This window comes from Minwuia sp. (assembly GCF_048263705.1).
GTDB lineage: Bacteria > Pseudomonadota > Alphaproteobacteria > Minwuiales > Minwuiaceae > Minwuia.
The window spans coordinates 106,650-124,749 of sequence record NZ_JBLXDV010000007.1; the positions used below are offsets into that span (position 1 = coordinate 106,650).

Here is an 18,100-nt window from a genome sequence, read left to right on the forward strand (position 1 = left end):
CCGGGCGATATCCGTTTGTTTTCAGGCTGCCTTGACCGCATCCGTGAAGGCGCGCCATTTCTCGACCGGCTGGTCGCCCGGGATCGGATAGTAGTAGGCGACCCGGTCCAGCACGCCCTCATAGCGTTCGCGGACCTTCGGCCCGACCTCCGACAACTTGCCGACCACGGCCACGCGATCCACGATCTCGTCGGGGATCTTGCGGGTCATGGCGTCCATGTCCCCCTGCCGCATCAGCGCACTGAGTTCCTTGCCCAGATCGCCATAGCCCATGTGCTCCAGCACCGGACGATAGTTCGGCGTCGATCCGTAGAAGCCGAGCTGACGGCGCACGTCCTCGACCTGCGTGTCGATCTCGGCCTGCGTATCGCCCGACGCGATCAGAACCATGGTCTGCACATGCAGATCGTCGACCGACATGCCCCGGGTCTTCGCGCCTTCGTCCAGCGCCGGTTTCACCACATCGTTCAGATAGCCGACCGTATGGATCGGATGCGCGTGGAAACCGTCGGCCACCTCGCCCGCTGCCCGGCACATGCGCGGGTTCACGCCGGCCAGATAGATCGGGATATCCGGTGCATCGATCGGACCGGGATTGAAGAACGGGTTCATCAGGGTGAATTGATAGAACTCGCCGCGATAGTCAGGCTTGGTGCCGTTCTGGAAAGTGTCGAAGATCGCCTTCATGCAGCGCACGTAGTCGCTGATGCGGCGGGCCGGATGGTCGAAGGGCATGGAAAAGCGGCGCTCGATGTGCGCCCGGACCTGCGTACCCAGCCCCAGGTGCAGCCGCCCCCGCGACAGGCGCTGGATGTCCCAGGCGACCTGGGCCATCGAGAACGGGCTGCGCCCGAAGGCCACCGCGATGTTGGTGCCGAGATGAATCTTTTCGGTGGCCGCAGCGGCAAGAGTCAATGGCGTGAAGGCGTCCTGCCCGGCCTCGAAGGTCCAGGCGGCGTCAAAGCCCATTTCCTCCATCTTCTGCGCGTGGCTGCCGACGTCGGTGAAATCCAGATCGCGCAACTGGCAATCGATCTTCAGTGTCATGATCGCTTTCCTCCCCAAAGCTGTGAACCGGGACAGTACCGGAAGAAAACACGGGCGAAAACCGATCAGATGCGATGGCGTTTCACCTCTTCTGCCCGATATCCGGCCTGCGATGTGCTGGCGGCAGCGTGCTGATCGCCACGACGCGCTGAACCGGCGCTTTTGACAGGACGATGGGCGCGCGCTAGATCACCGCTTCCACGTCTCCTCCCTGTCCGGGACCTCTTCTTTCATGCCTGATTTCAACCGCCCGTCCGTCGGCTGGCTGTGCGCCTTCGGTGTTGTCCTGATCTGGTCGGGATGGCTGGTCGTGTCGCGCCTTGGCGTCGTGCAGACGCTGACCATCTACGACCTGATGATCCTGCGCTTCGGCGTGGCGGTTGCGGCGGCGGCACCGATCATCTGGCGGTTCTGGCCGCGTCAGATGAAGTGGTGGCAGATCCTTGTGATCTCCTGCGGTCAGGGCGTGCCGTATCTGGCGCTGTCGTTCGGCGGGATGCAGTACGCGCCGACATCCCACGCCGGTACGCTGATGAACGGCACGCTGCCGCTGTTCGCCGGCATCCTGGCCTGGATTTTCCTGAAGGACCGACCCAACGGATGGCGGGTCGCAGGCATGATCGTGCTTCTGCTGGGATGCGGGCTGATCGGCTGGGACCGGGAAACCGCGGGCGTCGCCCCGGACGCCTGGATCGGCCACCTGATGTTTCTCGGCGCGGCCATCTTCGTCGCCGTCAACATGATCGGCACCAAGCTGTGGGGTCTGACGCCGCTGCAGGCCATGGTCTCGATTCCGATCACCAACCTGCTCTGGTACGGGCCGCTTTACCTGTTGTTCCTGCCCAAGGCGATCACGGTCGCGCCCTGGTCGGAGATCGTTCTGCAGGGCGCCTATCAGGGACTGGGACCCAGCATCCTTGCGGTGATGATGTTCACCACCGCGATCCGCACCATCGGTCCCGCGCCGACGGCGGCGATGATGGCGCTGGTGCCGGGCATGGCCGCGCTGATCGCGATACCGATCCTGAACGAATGGCCCAGCGAACTGGCCTGGACCGGGCTGGTGATCACGACGGGCGGTATCCTGCTGGCCGCCGGACTGCGGCCCGGCAGGTCAGGGCATCACGCCATGCCGGAGCGTCGGTGACGCGGCTTCGGTACGGCGGTTGAGCGCCCGTTCCAGCGCCCGGATCAGACGCGGTCGAGTCTCGCGGGGGTCGATCACGTCGTCGACCTTCATCATGGCGGCGGCAGGCATGGCACCGCACAGCACCTGATACTCGGCGACCAGATCGGCGTGCAGTTTCTCCGGCTCGTCCGAGGCAGCCAGTTCGGCGCGATAGGCCGCCGTGATGCCGCTCTCCAGCGGGATGGCATTGAAGTCCGCTGTCGGCCAGGCCAGCACCGTCGACTGGCCCGCGCCATATCCGCCCATGGCCGCCGCGCCGTAGCCAAAGCCCTTGTGCACCACGACGGTCAGGATCGGCACATCGGCGAAGGCGAAGCTGTGGGCGACCTGCATGCCGACGCGCAGGGCCGCTTCCTTTTCCGACTTCGGTCCGGTCATCACGCCCGGCGTGTCGGTCAGGAACACCAGCGGCACGTGATAGGCCGCGCAGATGTCCATGAAGTGCCGCAGCTTGATCCCCGCAGCCGCCGTGATCGCCCCGGACATGACCCTGGGCTGATTGGCGCAGACGCCGACGGGGTGGCCGTTCAGGCGCGCGAAACCGGTGATCATCATCTTCGCGTAGGCCGGCTTGACCTCGAAGAAGCTTTCGCGGTCCACCACCGAGGCGATGACCTTCTTCATGTCGTAGGGACGGCGGCGGTTCTCCGGGATGATATCCAGCAAGGCCTCATCGCCACGGTCCGGATCATCGGTCGCCGGAATCGAAGGCGGGTACGTCCAGGCGTTCGTCGGCAGGTAGGACAGCCAGGCTTTCAGGGCGTCGATGGCTTCCTGTTCGCTGTCGACCGCATTGTCGCCGACACCGGACACCGCACAGTGCAGATCCGCCCCGCCCAGTTCTTCCTTGTCGACGGTCTCGCCGGTCCCGGACGCGACCAGCGGCGGACCGCCTGCCGCCAGCATGGACGTGCCGCGCACCATGACGATGAACTCCATCATCGCGGCCAGCAGCGACGAATCCCCGGCGCTCGGCCCCAGCACGGCGCAGATCTGCGGCGACTGGCCGGACAGCTTCGCCTGCAGCATGAAATGGTGCATCGGGGCCAGGCCCTGACCGATATATTCGTCGGTGCGCGCACCCGCGCCGTCGAACAGCCAGACCACCGGCACGCGATCCCGCGCGGCCAGTTCCATCATCCGGCACTTCTTCTCGAAATTGATCAGGCCGAGCGAACCGCCCATGACGGTGAAGTCCTCGGCAACGACCCCGGCTGGCCGCCCGTCGATCATGCCGAAGCCCGCGATCACGCCGTCAGCGGGCGTGTGCTTGTTCTTGACTGGGGTGACCTGTGTGTGGGCGTGATCGGCCAGACCGCCGATTTCCTCGAAAGTACCGCTGTCGAACAGCATATCGACCCGTTCGCGGGCCGTGTTCTTGCCCGCCTCGCGCTGGCGGGCCACGCGTGCCGCCCCGCCATGATCCTGCAGCGCGGCCCGGCGCGCCTTCAGATCGTCGATCAGGTCCTTCATGGTCAACAGCCCTCCCCTGCCGTTGGCCGGGTGTCCGCTACTTGCCGTCCGTATCCGGCAGCACGTCGGCGCTGGTGCTGGCCTGTCCGTCCTTGCGCTGCACCAGGCCGCGCTCCTCCAGCTGTTTCACCAGCTGGTCCATCGCCGAATAGGTCTGCAGAAACCCCTGCGGGCTCATCACCAGCCGGTGTGCGAACTGCCGTGCCGGCTTGCCCTCATTGTCCCGCTGGGTCGGTGAATGCTGGAAGAAATCCACACGCACCGCACCGTCCTGAATGGCAACATTGAAAACGCCGTCGACGAAAAGCTGGTTCTGCTCGGCCATGATCTGCTCCTGAAAACATAATGCTGCAAACTGTTTAAGCGGTGTTTGCCCCCGTCGCAACTGCCGCACGCGCGCGGCCCTGCCGCCGGGTGGCCGCTTCCCGGTGGGCGATGTAGGTGGCCGAGCCGACGATCACCGCGCCGCCGATCCAGATGCCGATGGTCGGCGTCTCGCCGAACATGTAGATGCCGATCAGCGAGGCCCAGACAAGCTGCAGGAACTCAGCGGGCTGGGTCACCGAGATATCGGCGGCCCGCCAGGCGCGGGTCATGCAGATGTGTGCGGTGGTCGCCAGTCCCGCGACGATCGCCAGCCAGAACCATTCCTCCATGGTCGGCCAGCGCCAGACCAGCATCGCCGGCACCGCCAGCGCGAACGTCACGGTCAGCGAAAGCCAGGCCACGATGGCGGTCGTGTTCTCGGTCTCGGTCAGGCGCTTGGTCATGATCTTCGAACAGGCGAACAGGGGCGCGGAGACCAGAATGGCCACCTGGCCCAGGCCCAGCGCGCTGAAGTTCTGCGACAGTTCCTCGAACGAGGTCGGCAGATTGAACAGCACGATCATCGCGCCCAGCAGCCCGAGAAACACCGCGACGATGCGGCGGAAATGAATCTGCTCACGCAGCACCAGAAAGGCCCCGATGGTCGCCCAGACCGGCGAGGTGAAGGCCAGTGCGGTGACCTCGGCAAGCTGGATCTTCGAGATGGCGTAGAACCACAGCAGGACGCCGCAACCGTGGATCAGTCCCCGGCTGATGTGCAGCACGGGGCGCTTGGTCTTCAGTTCGTCACGACGCCGCCCCATGAACAGCGGCAGCACCAGCAGAAAGCCGAAAAGATAGCGGATGAAGGCCGTTTCCGCCGGGTGCAGGTCACTGGAGAGGGAGCGGATGATGGCCGTGAAGGTGGCGAAGATCAGGCCCGACAGCACCAGATAGCCCATGCCGACCATGACGCCGCGCCGACGCCGTTCATCGGCAATTGCGGCCTCTTCCGCCTCCAGATGCGGGACCGGTTTGGGGTGATCGTGACCTGCCATGCTCCGACGGTAGGCCACAAAGAGTTAAAGCGCCATTGCACTGAACGCAGCACCTCATGCGCCCTGCGGCATGACGAAGGCCGCTTGACAGGCCACGCGGGTTTGCTGACTTTGGGTCACCCATGCCGGACACAGCACCCACACCCAGACCCAAACGCGCCCGCGGCGATCAGGAGAAAGCCGCCCGGCGTCAGGCCATCCTGATGGCGGCACGGGATCTGTTTGCCGAATCGGGCGGCGAAGTGCCTTCGGTCGATCAGGTCGCCAAACGGGCCGGTCTGGCGAAAGGCACCGTCTACCTCTATTTCGGCGCCAAGGAAGAGATGTTTCTGGCCCTGCTGACACAGGAGCTGGAAGACTGGATCGCGACCATTGCCGCCAATCTGGGCGACGGTCCGCTCGACGCCGCTGTGATCGCGGACTGGATGACGAGGGATCTGGGCGACCGGACCGTGATGCTCCGGCTGGCGGCGCAGTGCCACGGCACGCTGGAACGACAGGTGCCGGAAGCCGCCGTCGTCGCGTTCAAGCAGGCGACGTCCGGCGGCCTGTCCGAACTGGGTGCGCTGGTCGAGGCGCGGTTCCCGGGACTGAAGCCGGGCGAGGGTCCGACCCTGCTGCTTCAGACCTACGCGCTGATCATCGGCCTGTGGCAACTGGCCGATCCGCCCAGGGCGGCACGCGCCGTTGTCTCCCGCCCCGTGTTTCAGAAATTCAAACCCGATTTCGCCCCTTCGGTACGCTCGGGATTGACCGCGCTTCTGCGGGCCGCGCTTGATAACTGACCAAGGGTCAGTTATATTGATCCCTGCAACATATCTGTATCCCGGGAGCATGCCATGGTGCAGTTCACACTGAACGGAAAAGCCGTATCGGTCGATGTCGAGGGCGACACGCCACTCTTGTGGGTGCTGCGTGACACGATCGGCCTGACCGGCACCAAGTTCGGCTGCGGCGTGGCGGCGTGCGGTGCCTGCACGGTGCATCTCGATGGCGTCGCAACCCGCACCTGTGTGCTGCCGGTGGAAGCCGTCGAGGGATCGACCGTGACCACCATCGAAGGGTCGGGTCAGGGCGATACCATCACCCGCCTGCAACAGGCCTGGATCGACGAGCAGGTGCCCCAGTGCGGCTATTGCCAGTCGGGCATGATCATGGCGGCGGCATCGCTGCTGGCGGAAAACCCGGCCCCCACCGATGACGATATCGACGCGGCGATGACCAACATCTGCCGTTGCGGCACCTACAGCCGTATCCGGCGCGCGATCCATCGCGCCGCGCAGGCCTGAGGGGGAGCTTCATCATGGCAAAATCCAGAAGACCCCGCAGCCGGACACGGCGGAATTTCCTGATCGGCGGCGCAGTCGTCGCCACCGGCGCGCTGGTGGTGGGCTGGCGCTTCCTGACGCCGGGCGATCCGGCATCCCCGCAGGCGCTGCTGAAACCGTCCGACGATGAGAGGGCACTCAACGCCTGGGTGAAGATTGCCACCGACGGCACCGTCACCATCGCCGTGCCGCGCAGCGAGATGGGTCAGGGCGTACATACCGCCCTGCCGATGATCCTGGCCGAGGAGCTGGATGCGGACTGGTCGAAGGTCCGGATCATCGATGCGGGCGTCGATCCCGTCTATGTCAACGACGTCATGATGCCCGAGGGCTTTCCCTTCGGACCGCACGACGAGAGCTTCCTGGCGCGGCAGGCCCGCGCGACGGGACGATATCTGTCCGAACTGATCGGCGTGCAGGCAACCGGCGGTTCGACGTCCGTGCGCGCCGCCTGGGGGCCGATGCGTGAGGCCGGCGCCGCCGCGAAGGCCATGCTGCTGGCCGCGGCCGCAGAGAAATTCGGCGTGTCCGAAGGTGAACTGGTCACCGAGGATGGCATCGTCCGGCATCCCGCCAGCGACCGCACGGTCAGCTATGGTGAGCTGGCGGCCCGTGCGGCGACCAAGTCTCCGCCTGATACCCTGCCCCTGAAACAGCCGAGCGACTTCCGCATCATCGGCACACCGCGCGCGCGGCTGGACATCCCGGCCAAGGTCGACGGGACGGCGATCTTCGGAGCCGACGTCCGGCTGCCCGACATGCTGTACGCCACCGTGCGCCATGCGCCGGTCGTCGGCGCGACGGTCAGGCAGTTCGATCCCGCCGAGGTCGCACGGATGCCGGGCGTGAAGAAGGTTGTCGCCGTGCCCGGCGGCGTGGCCGTGGTCGCCGACAGCTACTGGCGCGCGAAACAGGCCATCGACGCGATGACCATCGACTGGGACATGACCGAAGCCGCGCAGGTTTCGGATGCCGATATCTTCGCCGGGTTCCAGGAGGCACTGGCCGAGGACGGATTCGCCTATCAGGATGACGGCGATGCGGTCGAGGCGCTGAACGGCGCGTCGAAGGTCATCGAAGCCACCTATCGCGCGCCGTTTCTGGCCCATGCCACGATGGAGCCGATGAACGCCACCGCGCACCTGGAAGGGGACAGGCTGACCGTCTGGGCGCCGACGCAGGCCCCCAGCGTCATGCGCTGGATCGCAGCCGGCGAGGCCGACCTGTCCGAGGGCGATGTCACAATCAATGTCACCTATCTGGGCGGCGGTTTCGGCCGTCGCGGCGAACCCGACTTCGTGCGCCAGGCCGTGGCGCTGGCGAAAGCCGTGCCGGGCCGCCCGGTGAAGCTGATGTGGTCGCGCGAGGAGGACATGCGGAACGACACCTATCGCCCGGCGGGCCTGTCGCATTTCCGCGTCAGTCTCGACCCGGACGGCTATCCGGCGGCCTGGCACAACAAGGTCGTCGGCCCCTCCGTCTCGGGTCAGGCCACCATGCGCTATATCCCCTTCGGTTCCGATTCCGGGCCGGACAGGACGACCGTCGACGGCGCAGCCTGGCTGCCCTACACCGCGTCCGACGTGCGGGTGGAACATGTGCTGAGCCGTGTGCCCATGCGGGTCGGCTTCTGGCGCTCGGTCGGGCATTCGCACAATGCCTTCTTCACCGAAGGCATGATCGATGAACTGGCCGAGGCGGCGGGCAAGGATCCCTACCGCTACCGCCGCCATCTGCTGCGCGACAGGCCGCGCCATCTGAAGGTACTGGACGCCGCCGCGCAGAAGGCCGGCTGGGACCGTCCGCTGGCCGAGGGCCGCGCGCTCGGCATCGCCCTGCACGAAAGCTTCGGTGCAATCGTCGCCCAGGTGGTCGAAGTCGGCATCACCGACGGCGAACCGCGCGTGCACCGGGTTGTCTGCGCTGTCGATTGCGGCATCGTCATCAACCCCGACACGCTGGTCGCGCAGATGGAAAGCGGCATCGTCTACGGCCTGTCCGCCGCGCTCTGGGGTGAGGTGAATTTCGACGGTGGCGCAGTCCAGCAGTCGAACTTCACCGACTATGATGTCATCCGCATGGACACCATGCCGACGATCGAGACCGTCATCATCCCGTCCGCCGAAGCGCCGGGCGGCGCGGGCGAACCCGGCACACCGCCGATCGCGCCCGCCGTGACCAACGCCCTGTTCCGACTGACCGGCAAGCGTGTGCGCGAACTGCCCCTGTCCAAACAGGACTGGTCCAGCACCGGCACCTGATCGGGCGCATTGGGCAAACCAAGAGTGGGCCGTTTCAATCAAAGGCTGGAACGTTCCAAGGCCGTGCCGTCTTTGACCGAACCGTACACTTCTCGGACTGTCGCCCCCGGTTTATCCGGGGGCCTTCCTGAATAGCCGGCACGCACGGCACTCGCTGATCAACCCGTTGCCCCCGCACGGCGGCGGGGGTGACACTCGGTGCGTTCGATCAATGCGCGCAGTGCCTCTCAGTCCGCGGCTTCGGCCACGTCGTCGGGCGGGGTCCAGCGCAGGACCGGCTTTCGGGCGGCGCGGGTTTCGTCCAGGCGGCGGCGCGGGGTCAGCACCGGCGCGGCGTCGAACATCTCCGACTCACCCGCCTTCGCCTTCTCGACCAGACCGCGCATGACGGTGATGAATTCGTCCAGCGTGGCCTTGGTTTCCGTCTCCGTCGGCTCGATCAGCATCGCGCCGTGCACCACCAGCGGGAAGTAGACCGTCATCGGGTGATAGCCCTCGTCGATCAGCGCCTTGGCGATGCCCATCGTGTCGACGCCGGTACCTTCCAGTCCCTTGTCTGTGAACAGGGCCTCGTGCATGCAGTGGCCATCGAACGCGGGCGGCAGCACGTCCTTCAATTCGCTGAGCACATAGTTGGCGTTCAGCACCGCATCCTCGGCCACCTGCTTCAGCCCGTCCCCGCCGTGGCTCATCATGTAGCTGAGCGCGCGGACGAACATGCCGAACTGACCGTGAAAGCCCTTCATGCGCCAGACCCGTTCCGTGCCGCCCTGTTCCTGCAGGTCGAAGCCGTCTTCGGTCTTCACCACCATCGGCAGCGGCGCGAAGGGCGCCAGCGCCTCGGACAGCACGACCGGACCGGAGCCGGGCCCGCCGCCGCCATGGGGTGTGGAGAAGGTCTTGTGCAGGTTGATGTGCATCGCGTCGATGCCCAGGTCACCGGGCCGGACCTTGCCGACGATGGCGTTGAAGTTCGCACCGTCGCAATAGAAGAAGCCGCCCGCCGCATGCAGCTTTTCGGCGATCTCGACGATATCGCTTTCGAACAAGCCGCAGGTGTTCGGGTTGGTCAGCATCAGAGCCGCCACGTCGGGGCCGAGTTTCTCCTCGAACGCCGCCATGTCCACGCGGCCCGACGCATCGGCGGGAATGGTATCGACGGTGTAGCCGCACATGGCCGCCGTGGCAGGGTTCGTGCCGTGTGCCGATTCCGGTACCAGCACCCGCGTGCGGGCATCGCCGCGGGCTTCCAGCGCCGCGCGGATCGCCATCAGGCCGCACAGTTCGCCGTGCGCGCCCGCCCCCGGCGTCAGCGCCACGGCGGGCATCCCCGTCAGTTTCATCAGCCAGTCCGACAGTTCGTGCATCAGGCGCAGCGCGCCCTGCGCCGTCGAGACGGGCTGCATCGGATGCAGATCGCCGATGCCGGGCAGTCGGGCCATCTTCTCGTTCAGGCGCGGGTTGTGCTTCATGGTGCACGATCCCAGCGGGTAGAAACCGTAGTCGATGGCGTAGTTCATCCGGCTGAGCCGCACGAAATGGCGCACTACCTGCGGTTCCGACAGGCCCGGCAACCCGATGGGTCCGCGCCGCCTCAGTCCGCCGAGACGGCTTTCGGCCTTCGGCCCCTCGGGCAGATCGACGCCGCTGCGCCCGTCCGAACTCTGTTCGAAGATCAGCGGCTCGTCCTTGTCCAGACCGCGCGCGCCAGAGATGGTTTCCTTGATGCTCATGACAGCGCCTCCCTGAGGCCGATGGCGAGGGCTTCGATGTCCTCCTCGGTGACCGTCTCCGTGGCCGCGATCAGCAGCACGTTCTCCAGCGACGGATCGTCGGGGAACAGGCGCGACGCGGGCACGCCGCCCAGGATGCCCATGTCCGCCAGCTTCTCGACGACCGGCGCGGCAGGCTTTGACAGTGCCACCGCGAACTCGTTGAAAAAGACATCGGTCTTCAGGGTCACGCCGTCGATTTTCGCCAGCCGGTCCGCCGTGTGGCAGGCGGTGCGGTGGTTCAGGTCCGCCAGACCGGTCACGCCGTCCTCGCCCAGCAGGGTCATGTGAATGCAGTGGGCCAGCGCGCACAGGCCCGCGTTGGTGCAAATGTTGGACGTCGCCTTCTCGCGGCGGATGTGCTGCTCGCGGGCGCTGAGGGTCAGCACATAGGACCGCCGTCCCTCGACGTCGACCGTCTCCCCGGCCAGCCGCCCCGGCATCTGACGGATGAACTTCTGGCGGCAGGCGAACAGGCCGACATGCGGTCCGCCGAATGACAGCGGCACGCCGATGCTCTGGCCCTCGGCCACGACGATATCCGCCCCCATCTCGCCCGGCGGCGTCACCGCGCCCAGGCTCACGAACTCGGTCACCGCCACGATCAGCAACGCGCCCTTCGCGTGGCACGCCTCGGCCAGCGGCGTCAGATCGTGCAGTTCGCCGAACACGTCCGGGTTCTGCACGACGACGGCTGCCGTATCCTCGTCGATGGCGTCGGCCAGCGTGCCATGCCCGCCGACCGCCGGATCGCGGACCTCGGTCACGAAGTCGGTATAGCGGGTCAGGTTCAGCGTGGAATCGCGATAGTGCGGATGCAACCGGCCCGACAGCACGGTCTTGCCGCGTTTGGTCACGCGATGCGCCATCAGGACCGCCTCGGCGCAGGACGTGGCGCCGTCATACATGGAGGCATTGGCGACCTCCATCCCGGTCATCAGGGCGACCTGGGTCTGGAACTCGAACAGATACTGCAGCGTGCCCTGTGCGATCTCCGGCTGATAGGGCGTGTAGCTGGTCAGGAATTCCGACCGCTGGATCAGATGATCCACGGTGGCCGGGATGTGGTGGTGGTAGGCCCCCGCCCCGACGAAGCACGGCGCGCTCGACGGCCCTAGGTTCTGCCGCGCAAAACCCTGGAAATGACGCTCCACCGCCATCTCGCTCATATGGTCGGGCAGGCCGTCAACAGGCGCATTCAGTACCGCGGCGGGCACATCGTCGAACAGGTCATCGATACCGCCGACGCCGATGCTCTTCAGCATGGCCGCGCGGTTTTCAGGCGTCTGGGGCAGGTAGCGCATCAGTCCAGCGCCTCCACGAAGTGCTCATAGGCCTCGCGGTCCATCAGGCCCGCCAGATCGTCCTTGTTGTCGACCTTCATGCGATAGAACCAGCCGCCGCCCTCGGCGTCCTCGTTCACCAGCGCGGGGTTGGCGTCCAGATCGTCGTTGCGGGCGGTGACCTCGCCGTCGACCGGCGCATAGACCTCGCTGGCGGCCTTCACGCTTTCGACCACGGCGGCTTCCTTGCCCCTGGTCAGCTTCGTGCCGGGGTCCGGCAGTTCGACATAGACCACGTCGCCCAGTTGATCCTGGGCATACTCGCTGATGCCGACGGTCGCTTCGTCGCCATCCAGCACGATCCATTCGTGGTCCTTGGTGAACCTGATGTCAGCCATATCCGGGGTCTCCTGTCGATTGTTCAGCGTTTGTAGGCATGTTTGACGAAAGGCAGGCCGGCAACGGTCATGGGCAGGGCCTTGCCCCGCTGCATCGCCTGTACCTGTGTTCCTGGCGTCTCGAAACCGGCAGCGACATAGCCCATGGCGACCGGCGTTCCCGCGCTGGGACCGAAGCCGCCCGACGTGACCGTGCCGATGATGTTGCCGTCCGCGTCCGCGATCTCCGCACCCTCGCGGACGGGCGCGCGGCCTTCGGGCTGCAGGCCGACGCGATGGCGCGACGGGCCATCCGCCAGCTCGCGCTGGACACGGTCCGCGCCGGGAAAGCCGCCCTCCGAGCGCCGCCGCTTCTGCATGGCCCAGACCAGCCCGGCCTCGACCGGCGATGTGGTGGTGTCGATGTCATGGCCGTAGAGGCAAAGACCCGCTTCCAGCCGCAACGAATCCCGCGCGCCCAGACCGATGGGTTTCAGGCGATCGTCCGACAGCAGCGCGCGCGCCAGATCCTCGGCCCGATCGTTCGGCACCGAGATCTCGTAACCGTCTTCGCCGGTGTAGCCGGAACGGGAAATCCACAGATCGGCGCCGTCCCAGTCGAACCCCGCCGCATCCATGAACCGCATGTCGGCGACGCCCGGCACCAGCGCCGACAGGACCGCCTCGGCCTGCGGTCCCTGCAGGGCCAGCAGCGCGCGATCTTCAAGAACATCCAGCGTGATATCCGCGGGCAGGTTCGCCCGCATGTGGGCGATATCGTCCGTCTTGCACGCGGCATTCACCACCAGCAGCAGGTCCGCTTCGCGACGCGTCACCATCAGGTCGTCCAGGATGCCGCCCTGGTTGTTCAGCAGCATCGTGTAGCGCTGGCGGCCCGGCTTCAGTTCGCGGATGTTGGAGGGCACCAGCTTCTCCAGCCCGGCATCCGCATTCTCTCCGATCAGCCGCACCTGCCCCATGTGTGAAACATCGAACAGGCCCGCCGCCTCGCGGACGTGCCTGTGCTCGGCCATGATGCCGTCGAACTGCACGGGCATGTCATAGCCCGCGAAATCGACCATGCGCGCGCCCAGTTCGCGGTGCAGCGCGTTCAGCGGCGTCTTCAGGCTCTCGTTCGTGGTGTCGTTCAAGCTCGGCCCTCCGCAAACAGTCAGACGCGTCCGCGGCCTTCCGGCAACGGTCACGCCCCCTCTGTCGCGGAACCTGAGAGATTACGCCTGCGGACCCAAGACCGGTCCGCGGGCTTTACCCCTTCGGTGAGCCGGTGCTGACGCATCGGCTGCTTTCCAGAGTGTCGTCTGTCAGCGGCCCTTTTGCCTGAGAGTTTCCGGGGCGGTTGCTCCTTCGGCGCCGGCGCATCGGGTGCCGGTCTCTCCCACTGACATCAATCGAACAGCCGCCAATGTGATTTGGAATCGGGAATCGGTCAATGCTCATGACGCTCCCGGTCAAACAAAGGTCGCTGACGTACAAGGCTTGCCCCCATGAACTCCGGTCGCGATAGTGCGCGGCGAATTTCTGGCGGGAGACTGAGATGACCAACGCAGACGGCGCGGCACGCGCCCTGATGGACGTACGCATGAACCGGCAGCGGATCGCCGCCTTGCCCGCGGGGATCGCGCCGGCGAGCGTGGAAGATGCCTACGCGCTGCAACCCGCCGTGCGCAGGCTGATCGGCGAGAAGGTCGGCGGGCGGCAGATCGGCTGGAAGATCGGCTGCACCAACCCGTCCGCGCAGGCGCACCTGGGCATCGACGAGCCCTTCTATGGCGGCGTCTTCGAACGGACGACCTTCACGTCACCTGCGACCGTCCGCGCGTCGGACTTCTTCATGACCGTGATCGAGGCCGAGATCGGCTTCCGCATGAAGGACGATCTGCCCGCCGCCGCCGCGCCCTATGACCCGGACTCGGTCGCCGGTGCGGTGGAATGCGTGCTGCCCTGCATGGAGATCGTCGACAGCCGCTACGATGAATGGACCACCATCGGCGCGCCGCACATCATCGCCGACAACGGCAGCCACGGGGCCTGGGTCCACGGTGCGCCGGTCAGCGACTGGCAGGACATCGACCTGTCGGAACTGGAGGTCGAACTGCTGGCCAACGGGGAGCGCGTGCGCGAAGGCAACGGGTTCGCCGTGATGGGCAATCCGCTCAACGCCCTGACATGGCTGGCAAATGTGCGTGCGGTCTATGCGCGCGACGGCCTGAAGGCCGGTGACGTGATCTCGACCGGCACCACCATCGACGTCTATGGCGCGAAGGCCGGCGATCATCTGCTGGCCGATTTCGGCGCTCTGGGCCAGGTCGAACTGACCATCGACAAGGGGTAGACGCACCTTCCCGGCGTAGCGTGTGCAAATAATACCACATATAAAAAGGCATGAATTTCTTATGCTTATAGTGCTTGACGTGCGCAATCTGCGGGCGTAGAAGCGCGCCTTCGAAACGGTTCCGGGCGGGGCCGCGATCGCGCGCGTGTCGCTCAACGACGATGGGATAAGCAAATATGAAAACCTTCAGCGCCACGCCGGCGACGATCGAGAAGAAGTGGATTCTGATCGATGCCGAAGATGTGGTTCTCGGGCGTCTCGCCGCCTTTGCCGCCAGTCGGCTGCGCGGCAAGCACAAGCCCTCCTTCACGCCGCACATGGACGATGGCGACAATGTCATCATCATCAATGCCGACAAGGTCAAGCTGACCGGCTACAAGCGGGAAGACAAGATCTACTACTGGCACACCGGTTATCCGGGCGGCATCAAGCAGCGCACCGCCCGCGAGATTCTGGAGGGCCAGTTCCCCGAGCGTGTCGTCGAGAAGGCGATCGAACGGATGATCCCGAAGGGACCGCTGGGCCGCGCCCAGTACAAGAACCTCCGCGTCTATGCCGGCCCCGACCATCCGCATGAAGGCGCGCAGCCCGAAGTCATCGACTTCAAGGCCATGAACCCGAAGAACGCAAGGTAGATTGATCCATGTCTGAAGAACTTGAGACGGCAGAAGAAGCCACCGTCAACGATCTCGCCGACCTGGGTCAGGCGATGGGTGTCGAGGAAGCCGAGGCCGTTGAGGTCGAGCCGCAGATCGACGCACAGGGCCGTTCCTACGCCACCGGCAAGCGCAAGGACGCGGTCGCCCGCGTCTGGGTAAAGCCGGGACCGGGCCGCATCATGGTCAACGGTCGCGAACTGGACGTGTATTTCGCCCGCCCCGTGCTGCGCCAGATCATCGCCCAGCCCTTCAAGATCACCAACCGCGAGAACCAGTTCGACGTCTATGTGACGGTGACCGGCGGCGGTCTGTCCGGCCAGGCCGGCGCGGTGCGCCACGGCATCTCCAAGGCCATGACCCTGTATGAGCCGGGCCTGCGTCCGATCCTCAAGAAGGCCGGGTTCCTGACCCGCGACAGCCGCGTCGTCGAGCGCAAGAAGTACGGCAAGGCCAAGGCCCGCCGGTCCTTCCAGTTCTCGAAGCGTTAATTCTGCCGAAATCGCGAGGATCGCCCTGTCGGCGATCCTCACGTCACGAGATCAACGGGTCAGCCTGCACGGGCTGGCCCGTTTTCGTCTCTGGCATCACGCCCTGATTGTCTGATCCGGTGTGGTCAGCACGCCTGCCGCGCGGCAAGATGGGTCAACGTTGCGAGAGGAAGGCGGATGCGATGGGACATGGCGATCACTGGGGATGCGTGTTCAAGGATACGGATACCGGCATTTCCGAGCTCCTGCCGGTCGCTATCGCCGACGGCGCGCTCGTCGAAGGCGAGACCCTTGTTCTGAAGAAGATGTCGCGGGACGGCGAGATCGCGGACGAGCCAGGCGAGCCCACCCTGACGTTCGGTCTGGTGTCGGATCGCGGGCCGTATTCAGTCATGGTCGTCCTGATGAAACAGGATGGCATGGAGGAGACATTCGTGGGATCTGCCTATCCCTTCATGCCGGAGGGCTGCATCCGCGACATGGTCGTGCAGTCGGTCGAGGAATGGGACAATGGCGTCGAGGCCGAAATAACCGGCGTACTGGATGACGGGGCCATCGTCACCTTCTTCGATCTCGAGTACTTCCGGAATTCCGGACAGTACCACGAAGGACGTCGCGTGACCGTAGAGCTGGCCGCGCTGGCACTCTTCGCCGAGCCAACGGAACACAAGCCCATCGTGATCGACGATCCCGACCGCGTGGCGGAAATTCGCGCCATAGCCGGCGACAGCCGCACCTCCGATCGTATCGAATTTCGCACTGAGGGCATGGCGATCCTGTTTCCGGCAGAAAACGGGCAAGCCAGCGAGTATTCATTTACCGGACCGGTGAAGTCGGTGACCTTCGACGAGGTCGGAGGGCAGACCTTTCATCGCGCCGTCATCACGGTGCTTCGCATGGGCGACGATTTCGACCTGCCCGTTCTGATTGCGGATCATACCCGCAAAGGCGCGGGTCCGGTGGCCGGACAGGATTTCAGCGGCCTGATCTGGATGCATGGTCGTCTCTGCAAGGAGCGGCCCGAGCGGCAAGCGAGGCAAACGGCCGAAAAAGAAGGCCTGATCGGTCGCCTGAAACGCCGCCTCGGCCTTTAGGACGTTCCAGCATTTGATTGAAACCGCCAGCCGCACGGAGAGTCGTCTCCAACCTCCGTGCGGCGACAACGGACGGTTCAGCGAACGCCGCGCGTGTCGACTATTCAGGAATGTCCCCGGATAAGCCGGGAGTGACAATCCGGGAATCAGCGATTCATTCAAGGACGGGACGGCTCCAGACACGCCGACGGCCTGCATCCCGCAGGTGCCCCGCGCCGATGCTGCCGGACGTCTCCTCGCCGTACTGTTCCTTGCCACGCAAGGACTGGCACAGGGTGCCGCAGGGTCTGGTGCATGCGGTCGATCGTCCCCATTTCACTTCCTGAACACCGGACAACCGGTGACGAGAATGATGCCCGGACGGGTGCAGCGACGCACCTTCACTGGCCACGAGGGAGACGAGGGGCATGGAAGAGCAGGCCGACACGCCGGGTGAGATCGATCTCAACCCGACGAGAATGGTCGAACAGATCGATTCATGGCTCGACGGCTTCGTCAGGATCCTGCCGAACCTTGGTGTCTCTCTGCTGTTTCTCATCCTGGCCTGGTTCATCGCCCGCTGGGTTGGGCGGATCATCACCCGCAGCGCCAGGTCGCGCGGTCGCGACAATCTGGGCGAAGTGCTGGGGTCCTTCACGCGCTGGGGCCTGTACCTGTTCGCCGTCCTGCTGGCCCTGACCATCGTCATCCCGTCCCTGAGTCCCGGCGATCTGGTCGCCGGTCTGGGTGTCAGTTCGGTCGCCATCGGCTTCGCCTTCAAGGACATCCTGCAGAACTGGCTGGCGGGCATCCTGATCCTGCTGCGACAGCCCTTCAACATCGGCGACCAGATCGTCAGCCAGGGCCATGAAGGGACGGTCGAACGGATCGAAAGCCGTGCCACCATCATCAAGACCTACGACAACCAGCGCGTGGTGATCCCCAACAGCGACATCTACACGGATGCGGTGATCGTCCGCACGGCGAACGCACAGCGCCGCAGCGAGTATGACATCGGGATCGGCTATGCCGACGATATCGACGAGGCCTGCACGCTGATCCTGGAAGCCCTGGGCGAGGTCGAAGGCGTGGCGACGGATCCGGCCCCCGAAGCCCTGCCATGGGGGCTGGACGCGTCATGGGTCACGATCCGGGCCCGCTGGTGGACGAAATCCGACCGCGCCACCGTCGTCCAGACCATCGCGAAAGTCCTGCCAAGGATCAAAGGCAAGCTGGACGAAGCCGGCATCGACATGCCGTACGAGACCGGTCTGATGCTGTTCCATGACCAGACCGAGGAATCGGACGGCGACCGCGCCCGGCAGCGCGAAGGCTGGCCGGTGCCGAAGGACGGAGAGCCGCCACGACCGCGCCAGGATCTGGACCGCGAAGTCCGGAAACAGACCGCCGTACCGAAGTCCGACTGACGACCG

The 18,100-nt window shown here is 65.4% G+C and carries 17 protein-coding genes and 1 riboswitch; of the genes, 9 read left to right on the forward strand and 8 right to left on the reverse strand.

What is annotated here, in order from left to right:
- Window positions 1–21: 21 nt before the first annotated feature.
- Window positions 22–1,047, reverse strand: a complete 1,026-nt coding sequence (locus ACN0X7_RS11795) for a TIGR03617 family F420-dependent LLM class oxidoreductase (protein WP_417517428.1) — start codon at window positions 1,045–1,047, stop codon at window positions 22–24.
- A gap of 232 nt (window positions 1,048–1,279) precedes the next feature.
- On the opposite strand from ACN0X7_RS11795, the gene ACN0X7_RS11800 reads away from it, so the two are divergent.
- Window positions 1,280–2,194 carry a DMT family transporter gene (locus ACN0X7_RS11800; RefSeq protein WP_417517430.1) on the forward strand — a complete coding sequence of 305 codons (915 nt, stop codon included), beginning with the start codon at window positions 1,280–1,282 and terminating at the stop codon, window positions 2,192–2,194.
- On the opposite strand, the gene ACN0X7_RS11805 is transcribed toward ACN0X7_RS11800, so the two are convergent.
- Genes ACN0X7_RS11805 through ACN0X7_RS11815 form a run of 3 tightly spaced genes read right to left on the reverse strand, consistent with a single transcriptional unit; the run spans window position 2,162 to window position 5,073 of the window.
- A complete protein-coding gene (locus ACN0X7_RS11805; protein WP_417517674.1) occupies window positions 2,162–3,709 on the reverse strand; it encodes an acyl-CoA carboxylase subunit beta in 1,548 nt (515 codons plus the stop codon). The genes ACN0X7_RS11800 and ACN0X7_RS11805 overlap by 33 nt on opposite strands.
- A gap of 37 nt (window positions 3,710–3,746) precedes the next feature.
- Complete coding sequence (locus ACN0X7_RS11810) at window positions 3,747–4,034, reverse strand: hypothetical protein (protein WP_417517432.1); 288 nt, start codon at window positions 4,032–4,034, stop codon at window positions 3,747–3,749.
- A gap of 34 nt (window positions 4,035–4,068) precedes the next feature.
- Complete coding sequence (locus ACN0X7_RS11815) at window positions 4,069–5,073, reverse strand: DMT family transporter (RefSeq protein ID WP_417517434.1); 1,005 nt, start codon at window positions 5,071–5,073, stop codon at window positions 4,069–4,071.
- Between the two features lie 122 nt (window positions 5,074–5,195).
- On the opposite strand from ACN0X7_RS11815, the gene ACN0X7_RS11820 reads away from it, so the two are divergent.
- From ACN0X7_RS11820 to ACN0X7_RS11830, 3 genes are read left to right on the forward strand one after another with little or no spacing between them, the layout of a single operon-like run.
- A complete protein-coding gene (locus ACN0X7_RS11820; RefSeq protein ID WP_417517436.1) occupies window positions 5,196–5,858 on the forward strand; it encodes a TetR/AcrR family transcriptional regulator in 663 nt (220 codons plus the stop codon).
- A gap of 54 nt (window positions 5,859–5,912) precedes the next feature.
- A complete protein-coding gene (locus tag ACN0X7_RS11825; RefSeq protein WP_417517438.1) occupies window positions 5,913–6,362 on the forward strand; it encodes a (2Fe-2S)-binding protein in 450 nt (149 codons plus the stop codon).
- A gap of 14 nt (window positions 6,363–6,376) precedes the next feature.
- Window positions 6,377–8,662 carry a molybdopterin cofactor-binding domain-containing protein gene (locus ACN0X7_RS11830; protein WP_417517440.1) on the forward strand — a complete coding sequence of 762 codons (2,286 nt, stop codon included), beginning with the start codon at window positions 6,377–6,379 and terminating at the stop codon, window positions 8,660–8,662.
- A gap of 227 nt (window positions 8,663–8,889) precedes the next feature.
- On the opposite strand, the gene gcvPB is transcribed toward ACN0X7_RS11830, so the two are convergent.
- From gcvPB to gcvT, 4 genes are read right to left on the reverse strand one after another with little or no spacing between them, the layout of a single operon-like run.
- Window positions 8,890–10,395, reverse strand: coding sequence for an aminomethyl-transferring glycine dehydrogenase subunit GcvPB (gcvPB, locus tag ACN0X7_RS11835; protein WP_417517442.1), 1,506 nt, complete (start codon window positions 10,393–10,395; stop codon window positions 8,890–8,892).
- Window positions 10,392–11,738 (reverse strand): aminomethyl-transferring glycine dehydrogenase subunit GcvPA, encoded by a 1,347-nt coding sequence (gene gcvPA, locus ACN0X7_RS11840; RefSeq protein ID WP_417517444.1) that lies wholly within the window; start codon window positions 11,736–11,738, stop codon window positions 10,392–10,394. Before gcvPA ends, gcvPB begins: the two co-directional genes overlap by 4 nt.
- Window positions 11,738–12,115, reverse strand: coding sequence for a glycine cleavage system protein GcvH (gene gcvH, locus ACN0X7_RS11845; protein ID WP_417517446.1), 378 nt, complete (start codon window positions 12,113–12,115; stop codon window positions 11,738–11,740). Before gcvH ends, gcvPA begins: the two co-directional genes overlap by 1 nt.
- A gap of 23 nt (window positions 12,116–12,138) precedes the next feature.
- The gene (gene gcvT / locus ACN0X7_RS11850) at window positions 12,139–13,245 is read right to left on the reverse strand and encodes a glycine cleavage system aminomethyltransferase GcvT (protein WP_417517448.1); all 1,107 of its coding nucleotides are present in this window, start codon (window positions 13,243–13,245) and stop codon (window positions 12,139–12,141) included.
- 165 nt (window positions 13,246–13,410) lie between these two features.
- Window positions 13,411–13,503: riboswitch (glycine riboswitch) on the reverse strand.
- A 146-nt stretch (window positions 13,504–13,649) separates the two neighbouring features.
- On the opposite strand from gcvT, the gene ACN0X7_RS11855 reads away from it, so the two are divergent.
- From ACN0X7_RS11855 to ACN0X7_RS11875, 5 genes are all read left to right on the forward strand, one after another.
- Window positions 13,650–14,447: a 2-keto-4-pentenoate hydratase gene (locus ACN0X7_RS11855; protein WP_417517450.1), complete on the forward strand. Its 798-nt coding sequence runs from the start codon at window positions 13,650–13,652 to the stop codon at window positions 14,445–14,447.
- A gap of 176 nt (window positions 14,448–14,623) precedes the next feature.
- Complete coding sequence (rplM, locus tag ACN0X7_RS11860; protein WP_417517452.1) at window positions 14,624–15,082, forward strand: 50S ribosomal protein L13; 459 nt, start codon at window positions 14,624–14,626, stop codon at window positions 15,080–15,082.
- A gap of 8 nt (window positions 15,083–15,090) precedes the next feature.
- Complete coding sequence (gene rpsI / locus ACN0X7_RS11865; RefSeq protein ID WP_417517454.1) at window positions 15,091–15,594, forward strand: 30S ribosomal protein S9; 504 nt, start codon at window positions 15,091–15,093, stop codon at window positions 15,592–15,594.
- A 107-nt stretch (window positions 15,595–15,701) separates the two neighbouring features.
- Window positions 15,702–16,688 carry a hypothetical protein gene (locus ACN0X7_RS11870; protein ID WP_417517456.1) on the forward strand — a complete coding sequence of 329 codons (987 nt, stop codon included), beginning with the start codon at window positions 15,702–15,704 and terminating at the stop codon, window positions 16,686–16,688.
- A 407-nt stretch (window positions 16,689–17,095) separates the two neighbouring features.
- Complete coding sequence (locus tag ACN0X7_RS11875; RefSeq protein WP_417517458.1) at window positions 17,096–18,094, forward strand: mechanosensitive ion channel family protein; 999 nt, start codon at window positions 17,096–17,098, stop codon at window positions 18,092–18,094.
- Window positions 18,095–18,100: the final 6 nt, after the last annotated feature.